This window comes from Laceyella sacchari (genome assembly GCF_024927925.1).
GTDB lineage: Bacteria > Bacillota > Bacilli > Thermoactinomycetales > Thermoactinomycetaceae > Laceyella > Laceyella sacchari.
Genome location: NZ_CP103866.1, coordinates 3,262,497 through 3,287,689, shown reverse-complemented (window position 1 = coordinate 3,287,689; position 25,193 = coordinate 3,262,497). Strand labels below are relative to the sequence as shown.

General features: G+C 51.2%; 23 protein-coding genes and 1 riboswitch. Of the genes, 18 read left to right on the top strand and 5 right to left on the bottom strand.

Annotated elements, in window-relative coordinates:
- The first annotated feature begins 81 nt into the window (after positions 1 to 81).
- The 9 genes from mmgA (at position 82) to pyrG (ending at position 12,051) form a co-directional block, all read left to right on the top strand.
- Positions 82 to 1,263 carry an acetyl-CoA C-acetyltransferase gene (mmgA, locus tag NYR52_RS16115; RefSeq protein WP_259436033.1) on the top strand — a complete coding sequence of 394 codons (1,182 nt, stop codon included), beginning with the start codon at positions 82 to 84 and terminating at the stop codon, positions 1,261 to 1,263.
- A gap of 16 nt (positions 1,264 to 1,279) precedes the next feature.
- A complete protein-coding gene (locus tag NYR52_RS16110; protein WP_132221775.1) occupies positions 1,280 to 2,134 on the top strand; it encodes a 3-hydroxybutyryl-CoA dehydrogenase in 855 nt (284 codons plus the stop codon).
- A 28-nt stretch (positions 2,135 to 2,162) separates the two neighbouring features.
- Positions 2,163 to 3,305 (top strand): acyl-CoA dehydrogenase, encoded by a 1,143-nt coding sequence (locus NYR52_RS16105; RefSeq protein ID WP_259436032.1) that lies wholly within the window; start codon positions 2,163 to 2,165, stop codon positions 3,303 to 3,305.
- Positions 3,306 to 3,473: 168 nt separating this feature from the next.
- Positions 3,474 to 4,613: an acyl-CoA dehydrogenase gene (locus tag NYR52_RS16100; protein ID WP_022737344.1), complete on the top strand. Its 1,140-nt coding sequence runs from the start codon at positions 3,474 to 3,476 to the stop codon at positions 4,611 to 4,613.
- Positions 4,614 to 4,628: 15 nt separating this feature from the next.
- The gene (gene meaB / locus NYR52_RS16095; protein ID WP_022737345.1) at positions 4,629 to 5,603 is read left to right on the top strand and encodes a methylmalonyl Co-A mutase-associated GTPase MeaB; all 975 of its coding nucleotides are present in this window, start codon (positions 4,629 to 4,631) and stop codon (positions 5,601 to 5,603) included.
- Positions 5,566 to 6,228 carry a TetR/AcrR family transcriptional regulator gene (locus tag NYR52_RS16090; RefSeq protein ID WP_022737346.1) on the top strand — a complete coding sequence of 221 codons (663 nt, stop codon included), beginning with the start codon at positions 5,566 to 5,568 and terminating at the stop codon, positions 6,226 to 6,228. The genes meaB and NYR52_RS16090 overlap by 38 nt, the downstream gene beginning before the upstream one ends.
- The gene (icmF, locus tag NYR52_RS16085; protein WP_259436031.1) at positions 6,203 to 9,457 is read left to right on the top strand and encodes a fused isobutyryl-CoA mutase/GTPase IcmF; all 3,255 of its coding nucleotides are present in this window, start codon (positions 6,203 to 6,205) and stop codon (positions 9,455 to 9,457) included. The genes NYR52_RS16090 and icmF overlap by 26 nt, the downstream gene beginning before the upstream one ends.
- Positions 9,458 to 9,690: 233 nt before the next feature.
- Positions 9,691 to 10,167, top strand: coding sequence for a DNA-directed RNA polymerase subunit delta (gene rpoE / locus NYR52_RS16080; RefSeq protein WP_259436030.1), 477 nt, complete (start codon positions 9,691 to 9,693; stop codon positions 10,165 to 10,167).
- Between the two features lie 264 nt (positions 10,168 to 10,431).
- On the top strand, positions 10,432 to 12,051 hold the full coding sequence (gene pyrG, locus NYR52_RS16075) for a CTP synthase (protein ID WP_022737349.1): 1,620 nt from the start codon (positions 10,432 to 10,434) through the stop codon (positions 12,049 to 12,051).
- An 84-nt stretch (positions 12,052 to 12,135) separates the two neighbouring features.
- Here pyrG and NYR52_RS16070 read toward each other — a convergent pair whose 3' ends face one another.
- A complete protein-coding gene (locus tag NYR52_RS16070) occupies positions 12,136 to 12,711 on the bottom strand; it encodes an ECF transporter S component (protein ID WP_132221769.1) in 576 nt (191 codons plus the stop codon).
- A gap of 181 nt (positions 12,712 to 12,892) precedes the next feature.
- Positions 12,893 to 13,031, bottom strand: a riboswitch (FMN riboswitch).
- Positions 13,032 to 13,245: 214 nt separating this feature from the next.
- Between NYR52_RS16070 and NYR52_RS16065 the strand changes: the two genes are divergently transcribed.
- Positions 13,246 to 13,563: a cytochrome C oxidase subunit IV family protein gene (locus NYR52_RS16065; protein WP_132221767.1), complete on the top strand. Its 318-nt coding sequence runs from the start codon at positions 13,246 to 13,248 to the stop codon at positions 13,561 to 13,563.
- A 96-nt stretch (positions 13,564 to 13,659) separates the two neighbouring features.
- Entirely contained in the window at positions 13,660 to 14,163 is a 504-nt protein-coding gene (locus tag NYR52_RS16060) for a GNAT family N-acetyltransferase (protein ID WP_259436029.1), read from the top strand.
- 96 nt (positions 14,164 to 14,259) lie between these two features.
- Here NYR52_RS16060 and NYR52_RS16055 read toward each other — a convergent pair whose 3' ends face one another.
- The 4 genes from NYR52_RS16055 to NYR52_RS16040 form a co-directional block, all read right to left on the bottom strand.
- A complete protein-coding gene (locus tag NYR52_RS16055; protein WP_259436028.1) occupies positions 14,260 to 15,357 on the bottom strand; it encodes a hypothetical protein in 1,098 nt (365 codons plus the stop codon).
- 277 nt (positions 15,358 to 15,634) lie between these two features.
- Entirely contained in the window at positions 15,635 to 16,561 is a 927-nt protein-coding gene (locus tag NYR52_RS16050) for a PIG-L deacetylase family protein (RefSeq protein ID WP_259436027.1), read from the bottom strand.
- Between the two features lie 218 nt (positions 16,562 to 16,779).
- Positions 16,780 to 17,697 carry a PIG-L deacetylase family protein gene (locus tag NYR52_RS16045; protein ID WP_158283319.1) on the bottom strand — a complete coding sequence of 306 codons (918 nt, stop codon included), beginning with the start codon at positions 17,695 to 17,697 and terminating at the stop codon, positions 16,780 to 16,782.
- A 356-nt stretch (positions 17,698 to 18,053) separates the two neighbouring features.
- Entirely contained in the window at positions 18,054 to 18,494 is a 441-nt protein-coding gene (locus tag NYR52_RS16040) for an SRPBCC family protein (RefSeq protein ID WP_132221757.1), read from the bottom strand.
- A 361-nt stretch (positions 18,495 to 18,855) separates the two neighbouring features.
- Here NYR52_RS16040 and NYR52_RS16035 point away from each other — a divergent pair, with 361 nt between their 5' ends.
- From NYR52_RS16035 to rho, 7 genes are all read left to right on the top strand, one after another.
- Positions 18,856 to 19,221, top strand: coding sequence for a response regulator (locus tag NYR52_RS16035; RefSeq protein ID WP_132221755.1), 366 nt, complete (start codon positions 18,856 to 18,858; stop codon positions 19,219 to 19,221).
- 26 nt (positions 19,222 to 19,247) lie between these two features.
- Positions 19,248 to 19,625: a 3-aminobutyryl-CoA ammonia lyase gene (gene kal / locus NYR52_RS16030; RefSeq protein WP_022737359.1), complete on the top strand. Its 378-nt coding sequence runs from the start codon at positions 19,248 to 19,250 to the stop codon at positions 19,623 to 19,625.
- A 33-nt stretch (positions 19,626 to 19,658) separates the two neighbouring features.
- Positions 19,659 to 20,483, top strand: a complete 825-nt coding sequence (kce, locus tag NYR52_RS16025; RefSeq protein ID WP_022737360.1) for a 3-keto-5-aminohexanoate cleavage enzyme — start codon at positions 19,659 to 19,661, stop codon at positions 20,481 to 20,483.
- An 80-nt stretch (positions 20,484 to 20,563) separates the two neighbouring features.
- Complete coding sequence (fba, locus tag NYR52_RS16020) at positions 20,564 to 21,418, top strand: class II fructose-1,6-bisphosphate aldolase (protein WP_022737361.1); 855 nt, start codon at positions 20,564 to 20,566, stop codon at positions 21,416 to 21,418.
- A 74-nt stretch (positions 21,419 to 21,492) separates the two neighbouring features.
- The gene (gene fsa, locus NYR52_RS16015) at positions 21,493 to 22,146 is read left to right on the top strand and encodes a fructose-6-phosphate aldolase (protein WP_132221753.1); all 654 of its coding nucleotides are present in this window, start codon (positions 21,493 to 21,495) and stop codon (positions 22,144 to 22,146) included.
- Between the two features lie 747 nt (positions 22,147 to 22,893).
- Positions 22,894 to 23,856 carry a class II fructose-bisphosphatase gene (glpX, locus tag NYR52_RS16010; RefSeq protein ID WP_132222054.1) on the top strand — a complete coding sequence of 321 codons (963 nt, stop codon included), beginning with the start codon at positions 22,894 to 22,896 and terminating at the stop codon, positions 23,854 to 23,856.
- Between the two features lie 64 nt (positions 23,857 to 23,920).
- Positions 23,921 to 25,192, top strand: coding sequence for a transcription termination factor Rho (gene rho / locus NYR52_RS16005; protein WP_022737364.1), 1,272 nt, complete (start codon positions 23,921 to 23,923; stop codon positions 25,190 to 25,192).
- The last annotated feature ends 1 nt before the right edge of the window (position 25,193 follow it).

Sequence of the window (25,193 nt, the reverse complement as noted above, 5' to 3'; positions counted from 1 at the left end):
GAAATGAAGGCGTTTTCATTGTGCCGAAGTGCCGAACGAACGCTCGATAGAATGAAAATCAACCTTTGGGGGGTGCCGATCATGGCAGAAACCGTGATTTTAGGAGGGGCGCGTACGCCGTTTGGCAAGTTTGGTGGAGCATTGCAAGGAGTGACCGCGGCGGAGTTGGGTGGCGTTGCCATCAGAGGTGCGTTGACGAAGGCGGGGATTCCTGATGAAGCGGTGGAAGAAGTAATCATGGGTATGGTTTTGCAAGGGGGAGCAGGACAGATCCCTTCCCGGCAAGCGGCGCGCCATGCGGGTTTGTCTTGGGAAGTGGGTACGGAGACGATCAACAAAGTCTGTGCTTCCGGCTTGCGTAGTGTCACACTCGGCGACCAAATCATCCGGGCGGGTGACGCAGATGTGATCGTCGCCGGTGGGATGGAGAGCATGAGCCAAGCTCCATACATGCTGAAGGGCGCGCGGTTCGGTGAGCGCATGGGTCATGGGGAGTTGACGGATTTGATGATCCATGATGGGCTATGGTGCGCTTTTCACGGTGTGCACATGATCGTGCATGGAAGTCGGACGGCGAAGGAACAAGAGGTGTCTCGCGAAGAACAAGACGCTTGGGCACTGCGGAGCCACCAAAAAGCGCAAGCTGCTGTCGAAGCAGGATGGTTTGCGGAAGAGATCGTGCCGGTGACAGTAAAGGCGAAACGGCAAGAAGTGGTGGTGGATCAGGATGAATCGATCCGGCCTGATACCAGCTTGGAGAAACTGTCCAAACTGAAGCCGGTGTACGACACCAACGGAACCATCACTGCCGGAAACGCGCCGGGAGTGAATGATGGAGCGGCCGCACTTGTCGTCGCTTCATCCAAACGGGCCGCTGAGCTCGGAGTCCCACCACTGGCCACAATCGTGGGGCATGCCGCTGTTGCCATGGAAGCCAAAGATTTCCCCATCACCCCTGCTTACGCTGTGAAAAAATTGCTCAAAAAACACGGCTTGACCGCGGATCAGGTCGATTTGTACGAGATCAATGAGGCGTTTGCGGCCGTCGCTTTGGCCAACATGAAGTTGTTGGGAGTCAGCGAGGAGAAGGTAAATGTGAATGGTGGCGCGGTTGCTTTGGGTCATCCGGTGGGAGCGAGCGGAGCCCGTATTCTATTGACGTTGATCCATGAATTAAAGCGTCGCGGTGGCGGCTTGGGTGTAGCGGCTATTTGCAGTGGGGCTGCGCAAGGGGATGCCATTTTGGTAAGAGTGGATGGATAGAAAGGAGCGAGTGGAGATGGAATTGCAACGTGTAAGTGTGATCGGCGCTGGCCAGATGGGCGGTGGTATCGCCCAAGTGGCTGCGCAAGCCGGATATCAAGTGGTTTTGCTTGATACGACAGAAGAACGTGTGCAAGCCGGTTTGGAGCGGATCGGCAGCTTGTTGTCGCGCAGTGTGGAGAAGGGCAAACTGTCGGCGGAGGAGCGGGAAGCCATTTTGGGACGGATCACGCCCACCACGGATCTGGCTGTGGCAGGTAAGGATGCCGACTTGGTCATTGAGGCCGTGGTGGAAAAAATGGAGGTGAAAGCCGAGATTTTCACGCGCTTGGATGAGTACTGTCCGAGTCATACGATTTTGGCCAGCAATACCTCGTCCCTGCCTATCACAGAGATTGCCGCGGCCACCCGTCGCCCGGAGCAAGTGATCGGTATGCACTTTATGAACCCCGTGCCGGTGATGAAGCTGGTAGAAGTGATTCGCGGATTGGCTACAAGTGAGGAGACATTCCAAGCGGTGATGGCGGCAGCGGAACGGATGGGCAAGACGCCTGTGGAAGTGAATGATTATCCTGGCTTTGTGTCCAACCGCATCTTGATGCCCATGATCAATGAAGCGATTTTCGCCGTCTATGAAGGCGTGGCTACGCCAGAAGCGATCGATGAAGTGATGAAATTGGGCATGAATCATCCCATGGGGCCGTTGACGTTGGCCGATTTCATCGGCTTGGACACCTGCTTGTACATCATGGAAACGCTTTATGAAGGGTTTGGCGACAGCAAATACCGCCCCTGCCCGTTGCTCAGAAAATATGTGAAGGCGGGTTGGCTGGGCCGTAAGAGCGGTCGGGGCTTTTATTCATACAGCTAAGGCGAGGCAACAGGAGGAGTGGAGAGGGATGCACTTTCTGTTAACGGAAGAACAAGAAATGATGCGCAGAATGGTGCGTGACTTTGCAGAGAAAGAGATTACTCCTTATTTTGAATCCATGGATGAAGGAGATCAGTTTCCGCGGGAAGTGATCCGGCGCATGGGAGAGGTTGGGCTGATGGGCATCCCCATCCCTGAAGCTTATGGTGGAGCGGGAGCTGACTTTTTGTCTTACATTTTGGCTTTGGAGGAAATATCCAAGGTTAGCGCTACGGTTGGCGTCATATTGGCTGTGCACACATCTGTGGGAACGATGCCGATTTTAAAATACGGCACAGAAGAACAAAAGCAAACCTATATCCCACGGATGGCCCGGGGGGAATACTTGGGGGCGTTTGCGCTAACTGAGCCACAGGCCGGATCGGATGCCGCGCGCATTCGCACACAAGCCCGCCGCGTCGGGGATCGGTATGTGCTGTCAGGGAATAAGGTGTTCATCACCAATGCGGGTGAAGCGGATGTATATGTGGTGTTTGCGGTAACCGACCCTGACAAAGGAACCAAAGGCATTTCGGCATTTATCGTGGAGAAGGACACCCCAGGTCTCACCATTGGGAAGAAAGAGAAGAAGATGGGGATGGGCGGGTCCAATACCAGTTCCTTGATTTTTGAAGAGATGGAAGTGCCGGTTACGCAGCGGTTGGGTGCAGAGGGGCAAGGCTATGAAGTGGCATTGTCCAATTTGGCTGGCGGCCGGATCGGTATCGCTGCGCAAGCGCTGGGAATTGCGACAGCGGCATATCGAGCCGCGCTTCAGTACGCCAAGGAGCGCAAACAATTCGGCAACACGATCAGCCGCCTGCAAGCGATTCAGTTTAAGCTGGCTGACATGGCTACTGAGATTGAGGCTGCTCGCTTGCTCACTTACCGCGCGGCTGTGTTGCGGGAAGAAGGGTCCAACTGCAAGAAAGAAGCGTCGATGGCTAAAATGTTCGCCTCAGATGTGGCCATGCGCGTGACCACAGAGGCGGTGCAAGTGTTTGGTGGATATGGATATACGCGGGAATATCCAGTGGAACGGCTGTTCCGTGACGCGAAGGTGACACAAATCTATGAAGGAGCCAATGAGATTCAGCGGCTTGTTATTGCCAATGAAGTGCTTTCGTCCTGATAGAATTGTAGAAATCCTTGCTCATGGATATGGAAGCGAATAGGAAGGGAATTAGGAGCGCTATCACATGTAGCATCCACCATCCGGGCGTGTCCAAACAGGTTGTGGCTTCTTTCGCATAGTTTTTTTGCGGACGCGCCCTTATAACAGAGATCAGGAGGGCAAAATATGCAGTTTCGATTGTCAGAAGAGCATGAAATGATGCGCAAAATGGTGCGCGAATTCGCTTTGCAAGAAGTGGCACCAAGTGCAGGGGAGCGGGATGAGGAAGAGCGGTTTGACCGGTCTATTTTTGACAAGATGGGTGAGTTGGGCTTGACCGGAATTCCATTTCCAGAGCAGTGGGGTGGTGCCGGGGCTGACTATCTCAGCTATGTGATTGCCGTGGAAGAATTGTCCCGCGTGTGTGGATCGATCGGTGTGACATTGTCGGCGCACATCTCTCTAGCAAGCTGGCCCATCTACAAGTTTGGCACTGACGAGCAAAAAGAACGGTTTTTGAAACCGCTTGCTGAAGGAAGCAAATTGGGCGCGTACGGGTTGACCGAGCCTGGCTCCGGCTCTGATGCCGCCGGGATGAAAACGACAGCGGTACGCGACGGTGATGACTATATCCTTAACGGAAACAAAATCTTTATCACCAATGGTGGAGAAGCAGAAATCTATGTCGTGTTTGCAGTGACTGATCCGTCCAAAAAGCACAAGGGCATCACTGCCTTCATCGTAGAGAAGGGTACGCCTGGGTTTTCCATCGGCAAAAAGGAGAAAAAGCTGGGTATCCGGTCGTCACCGACCACAGAAATCATTTTTGAAGATTGCCGCATCCCGGCCAGCCAGCGGTTGGGAGAAGAGGGGCAAGGTTTCAAAATCGCCATGATGACGCTGGACGGTGGGCGCAACGGCATCGCTGCTCAAGCGGTTGGTATCGCCCAAGGCGCCTTTGACGCGGCTCGTGATTACGCCAAAGAGCGCAAGCAATTCGGGCAACCGCTAAGCAAACTGCAAGCCATCCAATTTAAGCTGGCGGATATGGCCACGCAGATTGAAGCGGCGCGTTTGCTGACGTATCAAGCGGCTTGGTGCGAGTCCGAGGGGCTTCCTTATGGCAAGGCTTCGGCCATGGCTAAATTGTATGCGGGGGATATCGCGATGCAAGTGACCACCGAAGCAGTGCAAATCTTCGGTGGATATGGGTACACCAGGGAGTATCCGGTCGAGCGGATGATGCGCGACGCCAAGATTACGCAAATCTATGAAGGAACCAACGAAATCCAACGTGTCGTCATAGCCAATTATTTATTGAAATAAGCGGGAGGAACGGCGATGGAGACATGGCTGACACAGATCAAGGAGGGAAACAAACGGCAGATCGCCCGCCTGATTAGCCGGATGGAGAATGGGGACCCCGAGAAAGAAAAGTGGTTGGACGCATTGTATCCCCATACAGGCAATGCCCAATTGATCGGCGTCACCGGTTCACCGGGCGCTGGCAAAAGCACTCTCATCGCCGCCTTGATCCGCCTGTTGCGCCACATGGGAAAAACAGTGGGGGTGTTGGCGGTCGATCCGACCAGCCCCTTCACTGGTGGGGCCATCTTGGGGGACCGGGTGCGGATGACGGAACACGCGTTGGATGAGGGAGTTTTCATCCGCAGCATGGGAAGCCGGGGAGGATGGGGCGGTTTGGCCCAAGCCACCTCAGAGGCAGTCCGTGTGCTGGACGCGGCAGGGTATGATGTTATCTTGATCGAGACTGTGGGTGTAGGTCAGGCGGAGTGGGACATTATGCATCTGGCTGATACCGTCACACTGGTGTTAAACCCGACGGCGGGCGATGTGGTGCAGGTGTTTAAAGCGGGAATCATGGAAATCGCCGATCTGTTTGTTATCAACAAGGCTGATCTTCCCGGGGTATCGCGCTTAAAGCAGGAGATACAAGATTTGTTGGCTTTATCCAAGCATGACGCCCCATGGCACCCGCCGATCATTGAAACATTGGCGACAGAGGAGAAAGGGTTGGAGGATTGGTGGGAAGCGGCGGAACGACACTATGCCCATCTGCGGGCGCATGGCTTATTGGTGCAGAAGCGGAGAGCGCGTATTGAAAAAGAAGTGAGCGACTTGGTTTTTTCCGCTTGGCGGGAACGTTTCAAGGCCAAACAACAGGCGCCCCGCTTCCGGCGGGATATCCAGGACGCATTGGATCAACGCATCAGCCCGCATGAGGTGGCGCGCCGTTGGCTAAAGGAGGAATTACGAATTGAAACGCAATTCCAAGCTGATCCCGTCGATGATTAAGGATCAGCGCCTGATCGCGGAGCGGCGGCGGCAGATCATCGAAGGGGCGGTTCGGCTGTTTGTGAAAAAGGGATTTCACAAGACCACGACGAGGGAAATCGCGCGGGAGTGCGGTCTGTCGATCGGCACGATGTATGAATATATTCAAAGCAAAGAAGATGTGCTATATCTCGTTTGCGAAGACATCCACTCCGATTTGGAAAAGCGTTTGTTGGAAGTGGTGACCGAGTCTGATTCGGGGATGGAATCCCTGCGCAAAGGGTTGAAACAGCTGTTTCGCGTGATGGATGAAATGCGTCCGTTGGTGCTGTTGATCTACCAAGAGACCAAGTCCTTGCCGAACGACAAGATGAAGTATGTATTGAGCAAAGAAGAGGAAATCACAGGACTTTTTGAACGGATTTTGCAAAAAGGGATGCAGGACGGAACGATCGGCATCGACCCATCTTCTATTAAATTGATGGCACATAACATCATGGTGATGGGACAGATGTGGACATTCCGCCACTGGTCGCTCGGTAAGCACTATGACGTGCAGGAGTACATGGATCGGCAGATGGCATTGTTGCTGGGTGAGTTTACCAATGGAGGGAAGCGGGATGGAAACAGAAGTGATTCGACCTAAACATGCGGTGCGATTTGTGACGGCAGCCAGTCTGTTTGACGGGCATGACGCTTCCATCAACTTGTTTCGTCGCCTGTTGCAGGCATCAGGGGTGGAAGTAATCCATCTGGGTCACAACCGTTCCGTAGATGAGATTGTGGAAGCGGCAATCCAAGAGGATGTCCAAGGCATCGCGGTATCGTCTTACCAAGGAGGCCATATGGAGTTTTTTAAATATATGGTCGATTTGTTAAGGCAGCGGGGTGCAGGACACATCAAGGTGTTCGGGGGAGGCGGGGGCGTCATTATTCCCCAGGAAATAAAAGAGTTGGAGGCGTATGGCGTCTCGCGAATCTTTTCCCCGCACGATGGCCGCCAGTTGGGATTGCAGGGGATTATCAATACCATGGTGCGCGAAACCGACTTTCCGACGGTTGGTGAGATCACATGGGAAATGGACGCCCTTTCTGAAGGGAACACGCAAGCGATTGCGCGTCTCATCACAGCGGCGGAGGAAGTGGCTGAGGCGGATGGAGGGCTCGATCATCTCCGCCAGGCGCTGGATGAATTGCGCCTCCAACCACCGGTGGACAAAGTGATTCCTGTGGTGGGGATCACCGGCACAGGGGGAGCGGGAAAAAGCTCTTTGACCGATGAATTGGTACGGCGCTTTGTGGAGGACTTCACTGATAAAAAAGTGGCGGTACTCTCGGTGGACCCCTCCAAGCAAAAGACGGGAGGCGCCTTGCTGGGTGACCGTATCCGCATGAACGCGGTTCACCATCCGCGCGTTTATATGCGGAGCTTGGCCACAAGGAGAACGCGTTCGGAGTTGAGTGCCGGCATCCGGGATGCCATTACTGTGTTGAAACGGGCCGCATATGATTTGATCATCGTTGAAACCAGCGGAATTGGGCAAGGCAACGCGGATGTGGTAGGGATCAGCGATGTGTCCTTGTATGTGATGACCTCCGAATTCGGTGCCCCCTCCCAGCTGGAGAAGATTGAGATGTTGGATTACGCTGACCTGGTCGCCATTAATAAGTTTGACCGCAAAGGTTCGGAAGACGCGTTGCGCGACGTCAAAAAACAATTCCGTCGCAATCACGGGCTGTTTGACGCGCCGGATGAAGCGATTCCTGTCTATGGCACCATGGCTAGCCGGTTCCATGATCCGGGGACAAACCGGTTTTACCGGGCACTGATTGAAAAAATCAATGAGAAATGTTCGCTCGCATGGCAAACGACGTGGGATCGCAACGAGGATGATGTGACCAAGGGGCATGCCATCATTCCGCCGGAGCGGACGCACTATCTGCGTGAGATTGCGGCCACCGTTCGCAAATACCATGCGGAATCCGAGGAGCAGGCTCGGCTGGCCACCCAATTGTACCAGCTGGAAGGAACCAAAACGTTGCTTGCGGACGATGATGATCTCAATAAGCGGCTTTCGGCCAAAATCAAGGAAATCGAAGAGCGGTTGGCGCCAGAGAGCAAAAAGGCGTTGGCGGATTGGCCAAAAGTACAAGAAGCGTATCGGCAAGACGTGTTTATCACCAAAGTGCGGGATCGGGAGTTGCGGGTGCCCCTCTTCACGGAAACATTGGCCGGTTCGCGCATCCCCAAAGTGGCCCTGCCTAAGCTAAAGGATTGGGGCGACTTGTTGCGGTGGTTCCGCAAAGAGAACTTGCCAGGTCACTTCCCCTTCACTGCGGGTGTGTTTCCGTTTAAGCGGACCGATGAGGACCCGAAGCGGCAATTTGCGGGAGAAGGAACACCTGAGCGCACCAACAAGCGCTTCCATTACTTATCTAAAAATGATACAGCCAAACGCTTGTCTACCGCGTTCGACAGCGTGACCCTGTATGGAGAGGACCCTGCTGAACGGCCCGACATCTACGGGAAAATCGGGGAATCCGGGGTGAGCATTTGCACGCTGGAAGATATGAAAAAGCTGTATGCTGGCTTTGATTTGTGCGCGCCCAACACCAGTGTGTCGATGACGATCAACGGGCCCGCGCCCATCATCTTGGCGATGTATTTTAACACCGCCATTGCCCAACAAGTGGATCGATTCCGGGAACGGGAAGGCCGGGAACCGACAGCGGAAGAAAGAGAGCAAATCAAAGCAGAGACGCTACGCAGTGTGCGGGGAACGGTGCAAGCCGATATTTTGAAAGAAGACCAAGGGCAAAACACCTGCATTTTTTCGACTGAGTTTGCCTTGAAGATGATGGGGGACATTCAGGAGTATTTTATTGAGCATGGAATTCGTAATTATTATTCGGTCAGTATCAGCGGTTACCATATCGCTGAAGCGGGCGCCAATCCCATTACCCAGTTGGCGTTCACCTTGGCCAATGCCTTCACGTATGTGGAGTATTATTTAAGCCGGGGGATGAAGATCGACCAATTCGCCCCCAACTTGTCCTTCTTTTTCAGCAACGGGTTGGATGCCGAATATTCCGTGATTGGCCGTGTTGCCCGTCGGGTGTGGGCGATCGTGATGAAGCATCTCTATAAGGGCAATGAGCGTAGCCAAAAGCTGAAGTATCATATCCAAACGTCCGGCCGTTCACTGCACGCCCAGGAGATCGATTTCAATGATATTCGTACCACATTGCAAGCGTTGATGGCTATATATGACCAGTGCAATTCGCTCCACACCAACGCTTATGACGAAGCGATTACTACGCCAACCGAAGAATCGGTGCGCAGAGCCATGGCGATCCAATTGATCATCAACCGGGAATTGGGATTGGCTAAAAATGAAAATCCGTTGCAAGGCTCCTTTATCATTGATGAATTGACTGATCTGGTGGAAGAAGCGGTATTAAAGGAATTTGAGCGGATCAGCGATCGGGGCGGCGTGCTTGGAGCGATGGAAACGCAGTACCAGCGCGGCAAGATTCAAGAGGAATCGTTGTATTATGAAATGAAAAAGCACTCGGGCGAATTGCCGATTATCGGTGTGAACACTTTTGAAAATCCCAATCCGCCGGCAGAAACGGTAGAGATCGAATTAACCCGGGCTACACCGGAAGAGAAGCAAGCGCAAATTGACCGGCTGAGGGCGTTTCAACAGGCGCACCGCAATGAGGCGCCGGAAGCGCTGGAACGGTTGAAGGAAGTGGCTCGAAGCGGTGGCAACTTGTTCGCGGAATTGATGGAAACGGTGAAAGTGGCGAGCCTTGGGCAAATTACCCACGCCTTGTATGAGGTGGGCGGTCAATATCGGCGAAACATGTAGATGGATTCCTTTGCTTTCAGCCCTGTGGGCGCAAGAGCTCAGGGCTCGACATGGAGAGCCGCGCAAGCCTATTTGTTTGCGCCCGGCATTCTTTGATGGATGCCGGGCTTTTTCCATGCGTAGGGATGTTTTTTAGGAAGATTGGTTGACTTCAACCGTTTTTTGGATAAAATAGTTGTACGAGAAACATAGGGATTTTGTGGACTTCGCCCTGAGGGAAGGATGTGTCCAGGTTGAATGACAACCTCGCTTTAGAAAAGATCAAAGAAACGTCGATGGTTGATCTAGCGTACGACCTGCTCAAGCAAAGAGGCGACGCGATGCAATATAGAGACATCATGGCGGAAGTTGCGAAGAAAAAGGAATTTACCCAAGAGGAAGTTGAACAATATATCGCGCAATTGTATACGGAAATCAACATTGACGGACGCTTCGTTTGTGTGGGCAGAGGCACTTGGGGCTTGAGGGAATGGTATTCGACAGAGCAGGCAACCGATTCCGCTGTGGCCATGAACGTAAAAGACGACTATTTAGACGAAGATTTGGATGAAGATTTGTTTGATGCAGATGACGAGGATTACGGAAATGCCGGCCTGGATGAATTGGATGATATCGATGTGCCTTATGCCGACAAAAACACGTCTTTTGACGGTGATGAGGATGGATTGCCTGACGAAGACGTGGAAGACGACGAGGAAGACGAGCTTTAATCCTTGACAAATAAAGGTACGTGAGATAAATTATTTTTTGGGCTCATTATGAACGGAAATGAGAAGAGCGCCCCTGCATTCGGGGGCGCTCTTTTCTATTTTGTGCAGTATTTTCAACCGCTACGACAGGCAACCAACCTTTTTTCAGTGAGTGCCTCGTAAACAAGTGAAGCGATTGAGAAAAATGGTTGCGGGCCTGAACGCGAGATTTTGAAATGCTTTCAGCGAATAGGGGCATCCTTAGATACAGGAGGAAGATAAAACATGGCAAAATACATTTTTGTGACCGGAGGCGTGGCATCCTCCCTTGGCAAAGGTATCACGGCTTCCGCATTGGGAAGATTGTTGAAAAACCGGGGGCTCAAAGTGACGATTCAAAAATTTGATCCATATATCAACGTCGACCCGGGCACGATGAGCCCATACCAACACGGCGAAGTGTTTGTGACCGACGACGGTGCGGAGACCGACCTCGACCTCGGCCACTATGAGCGTTTTATTGATATCAACCTGAGTAAAAACAGCAATGTTACGACAGGGAAAATCTATTCTGCCGTCATCAACAAAGAGCGCCGCGGTGATTATCTGGGTGGGACGGTACAAGTGATTCCGCACATCACCAACGAAATCAAGGATCGCGTTTTCCGGGCGGCGCGCGAAACAGGTGCCGATGTGGTCATCACTGAGATCGGTGGTACCGTTGGCGACATCGAAAGCTTGCCGTTCTTAGAAGCGATTCGCCAGATTAAAAGTGATGTGGGCCGTGAAAACGTCATGTACATCCATTGCACGTTGGTGCCGCTGATGAGAGCCAGCGGCGAATTGAAAACCAAACCGACGCAACACTCGGTCAAAGAATTGCGTAGCATCGGGATTCAGCCTAATGTCATCGTCTGCCGCACCGAATATCCGTTGGCTGAAGAAATCAAACAGAAGATCGCTCTGTTCTGCGACATTGACCGTGAAGCCGTGATTGAAATGTGCGATGCGGAAACATTGTATGAAGTGCCTTTGATGGCGCAAGAACAAGGATTTGACCAAATTGTGGTCGACCACCTTGGCTTGGAATGCGGCCAAGCAGATATGACAGATTGGATCAAGCTGGTCAATAAAGTGAAAAATTTGGCGCATACCACCCGCATTGCCATCGTTGGTAAATACGTCGCTTTGCACGACGCATATATGAGCGTGGTGGAAGCATTGCGCCATGCCGGGTTTGAGCGCGACACCGATATTGAGGTCAAGTGGATCAATGCTGAAGAAGTGACCGATGAGAATGCCGCTCAGCTGTTGGGGGATGTGAACGGGATTCTGGTGCCGGGTGGATTTGGCGACCGCGGCATCGAAGGGAAAATTGCTGCTACTCGCTACGCTCGCGAAAACAACATTCCGTTCTTGGGCATTTGCCTAGGCATGCAGATGGCTTGCGTCGAGGGTGCCCGTCATGTGCTTGGGCTGGAGGGAGCCAATAGTTCGGAAATTGATCCGTCCACCCCTTATCCGATTATCGACATTCTCCCTGAGCAAAAAGAGATTGAAGAAAAAGGCGGCACCATGCGACTCGGCCTCTATCCGTGTAAGCTTATGCCAGGTAGCGTAGCTCACCAAGCGTATGGTACGGATCTGGTGTACGAGCGCCATCGCCATCGGTATGAGTTTAACAACGAGTATCGCGAGGAGATGGAAAAAGTGGGTTACCGCTTCTCCGGCACCTCGCCAGACGGCCGGTTGGTGGAAATTGTGGAGTACATTCATCACCCTTGGTTTGTCGCAGCCCAATTCCATCCTGAGTTCATCTCTCGTCCTAACCGTCCGCAACCGCTTTTCCGCGGGTTTGTGACGGCTGCGCTAAACGCGAAACTGAAAGAACATGTGAATGCCTAATTTCAACTGCCAAACGGCAACAAAAACCCAGTCACGCGGGATGTTCCCTGTTTGACTGGGTTTTTCTATGGTCAAAGGCGCTGTTCAGAAACTTAAGCGCCGTTTCAGATGCGGTTGTAATTTCAAATAAAGCGGGATGAAAATCGCGGTCACAAGTACGCCTTTAAGTAAGTTAAACGGGGCAATACCATACATGATTAAGGCGAATTTTTGTGAACCGGTCACTGTCCAATGGATCAGTTTGCTGTAAAGCGGGAAGAAGACATACCAATTGGCCGAAGTCATGACGACTGCGCTGATCACCGTGGCGGTGGCCAAACCGTATATGAGCCCTTTCAGTTCTCCCACTTTGCGACCAATGATGGAAGTGACAGCGACAAAGACGCTGCCGGCGAGGAAATTAGACAATTGACCGACAGGGATAATGCCGGTTTCACTGCCGCTGAAGAGGAAGTGTAGGAAGTTCTTGAAGAACTCCACCAACACCCCGGCCAACGGCCCATAGAGAAGTCCTGCGATCAAGGCAGGAACTTCGCTGAAATCAATTTTTAAAAACGTTGGAAAGCCGGGCAACGGAAATTCAAGTTTTTGCAAGATAAATGCGATGCCCGCCATCAAAGATAAAAAGATCATTTTTGTCAGTGCTTGCGATCGTTGCATCAGAACACGCTCCCTCGTTTGTGCTTCTGATGACAACGGGTACGAAGGCCTGAAAAAGCTAAGAAACCCCGAAAGATGGTGTGGCCATCTTCGGGGTATCAGAAAGAAAGGTGCAAACAACCCATTTTTGTAAAAGGGCAGACTCCACCCTGGGTCGTGTACCTTGATTTTCGTACGCGTCATCATCCTTCTCCCATCCAGACTATACTGTCGGCTTCGGAATCACACCGAATCCACCGCTTGTAAGCGGGTCACGGGCTTAGGGAAACGCCGTTCCCATCACCGCCGGTCGGGAATTTCACCCTGCCCCGAAGGATATCCCTATGTTATTGTCTTGTATTCCTCATTTTTATATTATAAATGACTCCAACACGATCGGGAAGGGGATTCTGTTAAATACGTTTGCATCTATCAAGCGATTAGGGAGGATGGCGGGAAAAGACCAGGGTATCCCGATGGGTGACTATATCTATCGCTTATGGTTAGAAAATTCATTATAATGAAATAAAAAGGTGGAAAGGCGAGGTGGTTGGAATGGAACCGCAATTGCAGCAGCAAACCCAGCGGCCGGTGAAACCGAAGGAAAAGCCGGAAACGGCATGGCGCTATGTCCTCTCGTTTATATGGATGATTTTGTTCACGGCGATTGCCTTCGTCGTAGTCGGCGGAGGACTGGTTGAATCCAAAACGGCCATTTTTTGGGTGCTGATCATTTCGGCTTCAATTCAGGTAGTGCTACAACTCTTCACATTCATGCACCTAGATCAAAAAGGGTATGGCATTGTGATTGTGTTCATGGGGGTAGGGTTGGTGATCGCGGTCGTGTCCGCCGTCGGCATGGTGTTGATGTAATGCCCAGAGAGGGGAGCATGTCTGGTATGTTCTTTCTCCCTGGTGGAACCCTAGAGATAGATTCTGCGGGTTGAAGCGAGGGAGGCAAGATGCAACATGCGGTTAGTACATGCACATTTGGATCAGTTCGATGAGATCTTGGAGATTTACCGGCATGCGACACGCAAGATGAATGAGCAAGGCATTAGCCAATGGGCGGATGATTATCCCAGCGAAGAACTGGTTAAGGACGACATTCAGAAGAGAAATCTTTACACCCTGCTCGATGAAGATCGGGTGGCGGCTGTCGTCGTATTGGATCAGGAATATGAGGATGACTATGAAAAGGTTTCTTGGTCAGATCAATCTGGGCGTTTTTTGGTGGTGCATCGACTGTGCGTCAACCCGGCCATCCAAGGAAAGGGAGTATCCCGCATATTGATGGAGGAGATCGAACGGTTTGCCAAGGAGCACGGGTACACCAGCATACGATTGGACACGCAGATCAAGAATGAAAAAGCGATGCGGCTCTACAAGGTAAATGATTATGAGCAAAAGGGGATCATTTACCTTAGAGGGAGCGACGATCCGCACATGGCGTTTGAGAAGCAATTGGACTAAACACCGGCAACCTTCCTCTTTGTGAAGGTTGTTTTGCGCATCCAAACAAAAAAACCGCCCACGGGGTAGTGATCGTGTGGGCGGACGGGATGGGTGTTATCTTCTTTTCGCTTTGACCACGTTGATTTGTTCCATTTCCCTCTGGGTGAGGGGTTGCGTATAAGCAAGGCTTTTTCTCGGAGCCCTTTTAAGGGAGCCTGCTTCCGGTCTGGCGGAAGAGGTAGCTGGGATGGCAATTCTCAACCCGAACGTCTGCATGGCGTATTGAATGGGGAAGCACAACGAACGGGTCATGTTGGAAGTGGACGAGTAGTGAACAGCGGCGGCGTAATCGGAACCATTGAAACCTCGCCCAATCCAGACGGACCCGGAATCACCGGGGCCTCCCACGACGCCATCCCCTTGAACGATGGTTTGGTTTTCAAACGTGCCGATCCCGAACGGATATTGGATACGCGTTGTGGCGTTGATGGACTCTACAGTTCCTGTGCCGTATCCCGATGTACGCCCAGTCTTCCTGAGACGCAAGCCCACAGGGTAGCTGACGAAATGACCTGACAACACAATTCGTTGTCCTGTGTTGCCCAACAGATAACGGGGATCCAACAGGCTGTTTTGGTCGGCTATGGCGATGGAAGCGTCCAAGTAATTGACAGACGTCGTACTGATAATTACCGATTGGTATGTTCTGCCGATGCGATCCGTTCCTGGTTGCCCGCCATCCGATCGGCCCGGCTGAATCACTTCATGAAAAGAGGTGTCATTGGTCGGATTGAGCACATGGGCGTTGCTCAGCACATACAGGCGCGACGGATTGGGGTAGTTGACGGTAATCACTCCCGCCGTGCCGGTGCCGGCAGTGGCCGTGCCCACGCTGACTCCCCCGGGGACCGGACGCAATCGGGTTTGATAGATTGGTTGGGCTGCAACCAATTTGTCTGTGTAGAATCCTCCACTTTTGATGAAACGGATCGGAACGTTGGATGCGGTACCCACGGTTCGTTCCATGGTAGCTTTCAAAGTGGCTAGCCGCTTTGAAGAAATGTTTCTCTCCACATAAACAATGGTGCCAGCTCCTTGGGACGGTTTTCGTGGGTTGGCATATCCCACACCAATCCCGTGCACTTCACTGTGGCTTAACACTAACTTAGAAAGCTTATTTTTTTGCGAGGTAGCTTCAAAGAAAGTAGCCATATTTCTACTCCTTTCAATAGTGATACTCTAATTTATGAGATTGGTTCTATATTTGATAGGAGTAGAAAAACATTTTTATAGAATAAAAAGAGGGAATTGGGCGCTAGATATTGCCAATAAAAAAGCAAGCGTCTGCTTGCCAGGATCTAGCGACGGAAACGCCGTCCGTTTTCCAACCGCTTCCGCTCCCATTTGGGGTGTGACGGGCTGATCACTTTGACTAGTATAGATGTGATTTGTTGATGAAGAAGCCGCCGTACATGATCGCTGGGTATGCCTAGCTGTCAAAATGGGCTTCAACGCGGATGTTTTTCATAAATGACTCAAACTGGTGAGGAACGCTGTGTAGCCCCAACGCATGCCAACCTTGGCTGGGTTCCCAACGCAGATAAATCCGGGCGGCTTCCAGGATTTTGTTGCGATCTCGGGGGTCGATCACTTTAAGTTGTACGGTTTCCACAGGTGGGCGGCGTTTGGTGAAACGAGACTTGTATATGGACAGGAAATAAACGGTGTCCGTGGGCTTCATTTTCCCTTCCAATTCATATTTCCGCATGATTTGTCCCAAAAACGCATGGTCACGGTGATAATCATATCGACTCATCGTTCTGAAAATAGCGTGGGGATAGCGGGACAAAAAGTAATCATACACTTGGCGCACAGCGCGTTCTGTAAAGCGTCCGTTGACCAGACTGCGCACATGTACGCGGTCGCGGGGAATGCCCAGTCGCTCCGCCGCTGCGTAAAACTCCCTCACCCGGTCGCGGGCTAGATCCTTAGGGCTGTAGTAGCCGTCGGGGTCATTGACGTCAAGCGCGCTGTGATACGTGTTGTGCCAAACGCAATAAACAGGGATTTTGACCACTTTTCCTTTTTTTGCCACTTCACGGAAGCCGTTGATTACGAAGCGGGCTCCGCTGTGCTCGCCGCCGCTCATCAACACCAAGTGAACTTCGTAACCCATCCGTTGCCGATTGACGATATCTGGTGACATGGACAAGATTTCGTCATCGGCATGGGGCACAAAATAAATGGCTACCGGGCGAGGTTTTGGCTGGTTCACGGGAGCGGAGCGAGGGATGGGGTGGCTTTGTGCGGCCACGATTTTGCCCAAAAAGAACCCAACCATGGCGAGATTGATCAGAATGAGGGTTAACCAGAAGATAACCCTGCTCTTTTGTTTCACTCCAGCAGCTCGTTTCATGCCCATCTTCCTTTTTCGCGAACCAATGTCGAATTTTGAAGATTCATTACTTTTCATCATAATCCATTTTAAGGAAAATGGGAATAGCGGCCCGAATGTAAATACGCTCGTCCGTTTAGCAGTGAAAAGACCGTGAAGACGGTGATACACCCGCTTTCGGTTCTCAGATTCTTGCGTGCAAGAAAAAAGAGTCCCCCTCTGTAGGAGACCCTCGTAGATCAATAATGCATGATCATTGATTTATCTCTAAAGTAAGAGTCGAATTGTTGTGGAACGCTATGGTAACCCAGCGCCAGCCACCCTTTCAGCGGCTCCCACAGGCTATACACTTCCGCAGCATGTTGCAGACGCTTTGTTTCTTCTTTTCCCATCGGTCCTACCTTTATCAACTCAACAGGCAACTTGCCGTACTTGGTGAACCGAGTTTTATAAATGGATAGAAAATAAGCCGTATCCGTGGGATCGATTTTCCCTTCTTTTTCATACTTCATAAGCACTTTGCCCATCATGGCATGATCGGGGTGATAATCGTATGGACTCATGGTGCGGAAAATCGCATGCGGATACCGGGCGATGAATTCATCGTAAATGGCACGAAGCCCTTCTTCGGTAAATTTGCCGTTGACTAATTCATAGGTGTGGGTGTTTTCTTTAGGGACGCCCAAGCGGCGGGCAACTTCATAAAATTCGCGGATTCTCGCATCGCCAAACTCTTTTGTATCCAAATAATGATCTGGATCTCTTAGTTCATCAGCACTGTGATACGTGTTGTGCCAATGGCAGAAGACGGGATGCTTCACCTTCTTTTTCCCTTCCCACATTTCCCGGAAGCCGTTGACCACGAACCGGGCTCCACTATGCTCACCGGGGCTTGCCAATACCATCTGGATGTCATAACCCATGCGTTGGTGGTTGACAATGTCTGCTCCCATGGAGAGCAATTCGTCATCTGCGTGTGGTACAAAATAGATAGCGACTGGTTTTGGTTTTGGCGTGCTGGTGTCCAAGATTTTTTGTGGCTTGTTTTCTGCGGACACGATGGACACCAAAGAACAGCCCAACAAGGACAGGGTAAGAATGGAGAAGGCAGCGAATAGTGAAAGTCGTAAAATGTTTTTGCGTTTACACAACTTCATGCCCATCGTCCTTTATATCTAATTTTATATGTGATGATAACAGGTGGTTTTTATAGGAAAGAGGGAATGTCTTTGGGAAATGATATCTACTCAATCATAATACATTCTGAGTCGTTTAGTGATGACAAGATAATGACAATAAAGAGGTTTATTGTCATGAAAAATGATAAATCGCGCGTAAGATTTAAAAGAGGCGGATGAAGGTCACATAGGGGAAGCTGGTTGGCGTGGTGCTTGGGCCAGCGGGGATGCAAAAGCCGAACTTCGGCAACGGGTATGGGTGAAGGCGCAGGGGTGTCGCCGTTCAGTACTTGGGGACCGTTGCCTGCGTTCGGCGGTGGATGTAGGAGGTTGACTTATTGTTCTATTTGTTGCTTTAGACGTTGCAACTGTTTGACATGATGAAAGCGGGAAGGCAGGAAGGCAAACCATTCCTTTGGTTTTGACACCGCTGTCCGGGATTGGACTGTGCACTTGAAGTGTAGTCGGCATTGCTTGGATGTCAGAGGTTCCAGTCGATAAATGATTTCTTCAGAGAGAGAACCTTTATTTATTTTCACCCCATATATGTTCGGACGATAATATTCGATCACTTCCCCATCAAGCTCCAAGGTGTTTTTGCCTTGGCGCACGGTTTGGGTGAACCGAATGCCAACCGGATTCTCCGGATTGTAAAGCTCCAGCCATTTGGTCTCCAGTAGCTCGGTTTTCCACTCTTGTTGTTTTTGAGGGTCCACCAGCCAATGAAAAACCTCTTCAATGGGTGCGTTAAATTGAATTTGATAGGTAAATTGCATGGCTTTCCTCCTTTGTCAGTGCCAAGGGTGCGGCTCGAGCGATGCCGTCAGCACGCTTGCCAACTATGAATAGAGTAACATGTTCCAGATTTGATAGAAAACCGAAATGATTGAAACCGATTTTCATGTTTTTTTGCTTCTTTGCAGGAAATAGCGTTGCAGATAAAAAATAATAGTCATACATATTCACTAAGATAAACTAATAGACCCAGGGCGTGTCTGACAAATCGCGGAAAAACCTTTTTCATGTAAGTGCCTTGTCACGTGTGAAGCAAATGAGTAAACGGGTTAGCACCGCAAAAAACGCCCGCATAAAATCCAGTTAGAGAAAAGCCGAGCTGAAGGGAGGGGATCGTCGCGCATGAATAATAAAAAAGTGTTGGTGGTCGACGACCAATATGGCATCCGCCTGCTGTTGAAAGAAGTGTTTTCAAAAGATCAAATCCTCTTCTATCAAGCGTCCAACGGCAAGCAAGCATTGGAGATTATTCAGATGGAAAAGCCAGACCTCATCCTGCTGGACATGAAAATGCCAGGAATGGATGGATTGGAGTTGTTGCGCCGATTGCGCAAGTTTGATGCCAAGGCTAAAGTGATCATGATGACGGCGTATGGAGAGTTGGATATGGTGGCGGAGGCGAGCCGTCTTGGAGCGCTGACCCATTTCACCAAACCGTTTGACATTGAAGAATTGCGTTCAGAAGTAATCCGTCATTTGGCTTCATGAATTCAATGCGGAGAGAGGGAGACAGCATGATTGAATCGAAGATCCGCTTGCGCCTCAGCCAAGCGGACGCGCACTATGGCGGAAATTTGGTGGATGGTGCCAAAATCATGTCGCTGTTTGGCGATGCGGCCACGGAGATATTAATCAGGCATGATGGGGATGAAGGGTTGTTTGTGGCTTACGATATGGTTGAATTTCTGGCGCCGCTGTATGCAGGCGACTTTGTTGAAGCGGTTGGCCGTTTGGAGAAAGTCGGCAATACCAGTCGGAAAATGATATTTGAGGCGTACAAGGTGATTGAAGCAGGAACAGATCCTGCCCGTCCGTACGCAGCACGCGTACTTGAACAGCCTCTTTTGGTTGCCCGTGCTTCCGGCACGTGTGTGGTACCAAAAGGACGATAGGCTGGTTTTTTTGTGTTGGGAGGGGGATACATCATGAAAAAGTTAGTCATCACAGCGGCTTTGGTCGGAGCAGAAGTGACCAAAGAGGATACGCCTCATTTGCCGGTGACACCGGATGAGATTGTGCAGGCGGCGGTGGAAGCATGCCAGGCCGGCGCCTCGATCATTCACCTGCATGTGCGGGATGCGGAGGGACGGCCAACACAAGATAAAGAGATTTACCGTGAAGTGATAGAGGGAATCGAACGGCATACAGATGCCATCATCCAAGTATCCACTGGTGGGGCAGTGGGCATGTCGTCGAAAGAGAGGTTGCAACCATTGTCGCTTCGGCCTGAGATGGCTACGCTCACCACGGGCACGGTCAATTTTGGGAATGAGGTATTTATGAATTCGCCGGAGCAACTTCAATTGTTTGCGGAGGAGTTTGAGCGATACGGCGTCCGGCCCGAGTTTGAAATTTTTGATGTGGGCATGGTGGCTAATGCGCTTCGTTTGGTAGAACGCGGCTTTTTTACAGGGCATCTCCACTTCGATTTTGTGATGGGTGTGCCTGGGGCCATCCCCGCGACGCCGGAAAACCTGCTGCACTTGATGCGCCAGTTGCCGGAAGGAGCGACATGGAGCGTAGCCGGAGTGGGTCGCGCGCAATTGCCGATGGCAACACTTGGCATCCTGTGGGGCGGGCATGTCCGCGTGGGTTTGGAGGATAATATTTATTACAGAAAAGGGGAGCTGGCCACCAATACCCAATTGGTGGAACGGGTCGTCCGGCTGGCAACGGAATTGGGAAGACCAGTCGCCACACCGCAAGAAGCGCGGCAGATCTTACACCTCACCCGCAATAACTTTTATTGATGCGATTACCCAATTCGAATTCGTAGTGTTATAATGTCGAAATGACACAATAAGTTTATCTATTTGAAGGAGGCTTTCACATGCCGCTTGTATCAATGAATCATTTTTTACCTCAAGCAAAAAAAGAAGGATTTGCGGTGGGGCAGTTTAACGTGAACAACCTGGAATATTTCCAGGCGATCACTGAGGCTGCCAAAGAGGAGCGCTCTCCGCTTATTTTCGGTGCAAGTGAAGGCGCCATTCGTTATGTTGGGTTGAACAACATTGTCGCCCTGGCGAAAGTGGCTGCTGAGGAATCCGGACTGCCGATTGCATTGCACCTTGACCACGGCAGCAGCTTTGAGATGGTTATGAAGTGTATCCGGGCTGGTTTCTCCTCCGTAATGTTTGACGGATCACACTATCCATTTGAAGAAAATATCCGTTTGACCAAAAAAGTGGTCGAAGCCGCCCATGCCGTCGGTGTTTCTGTAGAAGGGGAATTGGGTACCATCGGAGGAGTGGAAGACGATCTGGATGTGGCAGAAGAGGATGCGACCCTGGCCAATCCGGAACAAGCCATCCGCTTCTGGGAAGAAACCCGCGTAGACGCGATGGCGATTGCTGTTGGTACAGCTCACGGTATGTACAAAGGCGAGCCAAAAATCCGTTACGACATCATCGAGAAAGTGGCCAAAAACATCGATGCGCCCATCGTGTTGCACGGCGGTTCGGGTGTACCGGATGAATCGATCAAGAAGGCCGTTTCCCTCGGTGTGGGCAAAATCAATGTGAACACGGAAAACCAAGTAGCCCAAGTGCAAGTGATCCGGGAACTGCTTGACAAAAATCCGGACATGATCGATCCGCGCAAATACTTGGGACCGTCCCGTGAAGCGATTAAAGAAGTGGTTAAAGGCAAAATGCGCCTGTTTGGAAGCTCCGGCAAAGCTTAATTTCGCCCTGGGCCAGATACAGTTGGCCCGGGCTTTTGCCCAATCATTCAGTTGTTAACGAAGGGGATGGAGACATGAAGTTTTTCTTGGATACCGCCATCGTAGATGAGATTCGCCAAGTGAACGAATGGGGATTATTGGCCGGGGTGACGACCAATCCCAGCTTGGTAGCCAAGTCCGGCCGTGTATTTGAAGAAGTGCTGTCCGAAATCTTGACCATTGTGGATGGGCCGGTGAGCGCCGAAGTGATGAGCCGCGAGGCCCGGGGCATGATTGAGGAGGGGGAGAAACTCGCTCGCCTTTCTGAAAAGATCACCATCAAGATCCCCATGACCATTGAAGGGTTGAAGGCGGTTCACCATTTCTCTAAGAAAGGCATCAAAACCAATGTCACGCTTATTTTTTCCGCCAACCAAGCGTTGATGGCAGCACGTGCCGGGGCTACGTTTGTAAGTCCGTTTGTGGGACGCTTGGATGATATCAGTCAAGACGGCATGCAGTTGATTGAACAAGTATCCGCGATTTTTGATACGCATCGCATCGACACCGAAATCATTGCGGCCAGCATTCGTCACCCTATGCATGTGACCCAGGCGGCTCTGGCTGGCAGCCATATTGCGACAGTGCCTTACAAAGTGCTGGAGCAGATCGTTCGCCATCCCCTGACGGATCAAGGGATTGAAAAGTTTGAAGCCGACTGGAAAAGCGCGATGAAGAAGGGCAAATGAGCATGCGGAAGGCGGGAAAGGGATTCCCGCTTGCGGCCACTTCTGCCCAGAGCGGCCGTCTTTGGCGCGCTTAAAAGTCAGCCCAATCGCTCCGGGGCTTCCATGGGGTGTTTGGATAGGGGGGCGATTGGGCATACCATGGTTAAAGATGGGTTGAATTGAAAAAAGAAACATGTTTTTCTTGGAAAAGGATTTCGCGCATGCAAGGCGAAGATGTTTTGTGTACACTGTAGATTCACAAGTGAAACAAATGTTCATCAACATCTCTCTTCTTTTTTCTGCTAAAGTAAAGTAGTTGGGGGTACTGTTGAAAGAATAAAACGTTACCGGTTACTGGAGAGAATGTTTTGTTTTCCGTCTGTCTCCATACAACCTGCCCTTCATTCTGAATTGTTCCATCGTTCTCCTGCGAACTATCTCCTCTCAATCGAAGTTGACGCGGGTGCGCCGCTGTCAATCATTGCCATTTTCCCTTTTCAGCGTGTATCTGCCACGTGGGTTGCATGCCGTGCGTTTGATTGTCACAGGGAGAAACCATCCTTCATCCTGTCTTTTTTCTTTCTTTTGCCACTTATTGTTTTCATACGGTGGAACCTTGTTTGTGACAACCGAACCAACTCGCAACCCAGCCTACATATGCACGGATAGGCCGTGGATGGAGTATGACCTGTCGGGTAAAATGTGATACTCTAATCCTATACATGTGACATACTAAATGAAGATGCGAGGGGATTACACATGGCAATGATGGAACGAAGTTTGACAATGGAATTGGTTCGCGTAACAGAAGCAGCGGCGATCGCTTCAGCGCGGTGGATGGGATTCGGGAAGAAAGATGAAGCTGACGGGGCGGCCACGGAAGCGATGCGCAAGGTGTTTGACACCATTCCGATGCGCGGCACGGTTGTCATCGGTGAAGGGGAGATGGATGAAGCGCCCATGTTGTATATCGGGGAGCGTCTCGGTTTGGGGTACATGCCGGAATTGGATGTCGCTGTAGATCCGCTTGAAGGAACGAACATTGTAGCCAAAGGGTTGTGGAATGCTCTCTCCGTCGTTGCGGTGGCTGATCGTGGGTGTTTGTTGCATGCGCCTGACATGTACATGGACAAAATCGCGGTAGGGCCGAAAGCCGTTGGTTTGGTTGATCTTGATGCACCTGTGGTTGACAACTTGAAAGCGGTGGCACGCGCGGCGGGCAAAGACATGGATGATTTGGTTGCCGTGGTGCTGGATCGTCCGCGCCATGCCAAACTGATCGAGGAAATACGGAACGCCGGAGCACGGATTAAGCTGATTCCAGACGGAGATGTGGCAGCGGCCATTCATACGGGCTTCCCAGATACGGGCGTGGACATTCTATTTGGCTCTGGTGGAGCCCCGGAAGGTGTGTTGGCAGCTGTAGCTCTTAAGTGCTTGGGTGGGGAGATTCTCGGGCGCCTGATGCCGGAAAACGAGGAACAAGTTCAGCGTTGCCTGAAGATGGGCATTTCCGATCCAAACAAAGTGTTGCGCATGGACGATCTCGTCAAAGGCGACGATGCCATCTTTGCGGCGACTGGGGTGACTGATGGCGAATTGTTGAAAGGTGTCCGTTATCAAGGGAACTTGGCGAAAACGCATTCCGTTGTAATGCGCGCCAAAACAGGAACCGTGCGTTTTATGGAAGGTACCCATCGACTTGAGAAAAAACCAAACCTTGTTTTATAATACCCTTCTTCCTCTCTGTTTGGCGGAGGAGGGATGAAACTAGAATCGAGTGGTGATGGTACCCATGGAGCTCACCTTGAGCGAATTGGAGAATCGCCGGTTGGTCGACTTGTACAAACTGGCAAAAGAATATCAAATTCCTTATTATTCACAGCTGAAAAAGAAAGAACTGATTTTCGCGATATTAAAAGCAAAGGCGGAGCAAGACGGGTTGATGTTCATGGAAGGCGTGCTCGATGTACTGCCGGAAGGGTACGGTTTTTTGCGGCCGATCAACTTCCTGCCCTCGTCGGAAGACATTTATATTTCCGCTTCCCAGATCCGTCGCTTTGACCTGCGCTCAGGCGACTTGGTATCGGGAAAAGTGCGTCCGCCGAAGGAAAATGAGCGTTATTTTGGTTTGTTGCATGTGGAGGCGGTTAATGGCGAAGATCCGAATGTCGCCGCCGAGCGACTGCACTTTGCGGCGTTGACGCCTCTTTATCCAGAGCAACGCTTGGTATTGGAGACGACGCCGGAGCGGATATCGACGCGAATGATGGACTTGATCGCCCCGGTGGGATTGGGGCAACGCGGTTTGATCGTAGCCCAGCCCAAAGCAGGGAAAACGATGTTGCTCAAAGAAATCGCTAACAGCATTACAGAGAATTATCCTGATATCGAGCTATTTGTGTTGCTGATTGATGAGCGGCCCGAAGAAGTGACTGACATGCAACGCTCCGTCAAAGCGGAAGTGGTGAGCTCCACGTTTGATGAGTTGCCCGAAAACCATATCAAAGTGGCTGAGTTGGTGTTAGAACGGGCGCAACGGCTGGTAGAGCACAAAAAAGATGTCGTGATTTTGCTGGATAGTGTCACACGGTTGGCCCGCGCTTACAATTTGGTTATCCCGCCGAGCGGGCGCACATTGTCCGGGGGGATTGATCCCGCTGCGCTCCATCGTCCCAAGCGGTTCTTTGGAGCTGCCCGCAATGTGGAGGAAGGCGGAAGTTTGACAATTTTGGCGACGGCTTTAGTCGAGACTGGTTCCCGGATGGATGATGTCATCTATGAAGAGTTCAAAGGGACAGGCAATCTGGAATTGCATTTGGATCGCAAGTTGGCAGAACGCCGCATCTTTCCTGCGATCGACATTCGTAGATCCGGCACGCGCCGCGAAGATTTGCTCTTGAGCAAGACGGAGTTGGAAAAATTGTGGGCGCTGAGGAAATCGCTTAACGATGCGCCGGATTCCACGGAGGCGCTTGTCAAACGGCTGAAACAAGCCAAAACCAATGAGGAATTCTTAGACTCCCTTGAGTTGAAATCCCCCCGCCAAACCACTCCCGTATCATGAG

Coding starts and splice junctions, on each gene's coding strand:
- NYR52_RS16050 (WP_259436027.1), bottom strand. CDS start 16,561: ATGAAACGAGCTGCTGGAGTGAAACAAAAGAGCAGGGTTATCTTCTGG.
- NYR52_RS16060 (WP_259436029.1), top strand. CDS start 13,660: ATGCGGTTAGTACATGCACATTTGGATCAGTTCGATGAGATCTTGGAG.
- kce (WP_022737360.1), top strand. CDS start 19,659: ATGAAAAAGTTAGTCATCACAGCGGCTTTGGTCGGAGCAGAAGTGACC.
- mmgA (WP_259436033.1), top strand. CDS start 82: ATGGCAGAAACCGTGATTTTAGGAGGGGCGCGTACGCCGTTTGGCAAG.
- NYR52_RS16045 (WP_158283319.1), bottom strand. CDS start 17,697: ATGAAGTTGTGTAAACGCAAAAACATTTTACGACTTTCACTATTCGCT.
- NYR52_RS16035 (WP_132221755.1), top strand. CDS start 18,856: ATGAATAATAAAAAAGTGTTGGTGGTCGACGACCAATATGGCATCCGC.
- NYR52_RS16065 (WP_132221767.1), top strand. CDS start 13,246: ATGGAACCGCAATTGCAGCAGCAAACCCAGCGGCCGGTGAAACCGAAG.
- rho (WP_022737364.1), top strand. CDS start 23,921: ATGGAGCTCACCTTGAGCGAATTGGAGAATCGCCGGTTGGTCGACTTG.
- meaB (WP_022737345.1), top strand. CDS start 4,629: ATGGAGACATGGCTGACACAGATCAAGGAGGGAAACAAACGGCAGATC.
- NYR52_RS16110 (WP_132221775.1), top strand. CDS start 1,280: ATGGAATTGCAACGTGTAAGTGTGATCGGCGCTGGCCAGATGGGCGGT.
- NYR52_RS16105 (WP_259436032.1), top strand. CDS start 2,163: ATGCACTTTCTGTTAACGGAAGAACAAGAAATGATGCGCAGAATGGTG.
- NYR52_RS16070 (WP_132221769.1), bottom strand. CDS start 12,711: ATGCAACGATCGCAAGCACTGACAAAAATGATCTTTTTATCTTTGATG.
- kal (WP_022737359.1), top strand. CDS start 19,248: ATGATTGAATCGAAGATCCGCTTGCGCCTCAGCCAAGCGGACGCGCAC.
- icmF (WP_259436031.1), top strand. CDS start 6,203: ATGGAAACAGAAGTGATTCGACCTAAACATGCGGTGCGATTTGTGACG.
- NYR52_RS16055 (WP_259436028.1), bottom strand. CDS start 15,357: ATGGCTACTTTCTTTGAAGCTACCTCGCAAAAAAATAAGCTTTCTAAG.
- fsa (WP_132221753.1), top strand. CDS start 21,493: ATGAAGTTTTTCTTGGATACCGCCATCGTAGATGAGATTCGCCAAGTG.
- NYR52_RS16040 (WP_132221757.1), bottom strand. CDS start 18,494: ATGCAATTTACCTATCAAATTCAATTTAACGCACCCATTGAAGAGGTT.
- fba (WP_022737361.1), top strand. CDS start 20,564: ATGCCGCTTGTATCAATGAATCATTTTTTACCTCAAGCAAAAAAAGAA.
- NYR52_RS16100 (WP_022737344.1), top strand. CDS start 3,474: ATGCAGTTTCGATTGTCAGAAGAGCATGAAATGATGCGCAAAATGGTG.
- pyrG (WP_022737349.1), top strand. CDS start 10,432: ATGGCAAAATACATTTTTGTGACCGGAGGCGTGGCATCCTCCCTTGGC.
- glpX (WP_132222054.1), top strand. CDS start 22,894: ATGGAACGAAGTTTGACAATGGAATTGGTTCGCGTAACAGAAGCAGCG.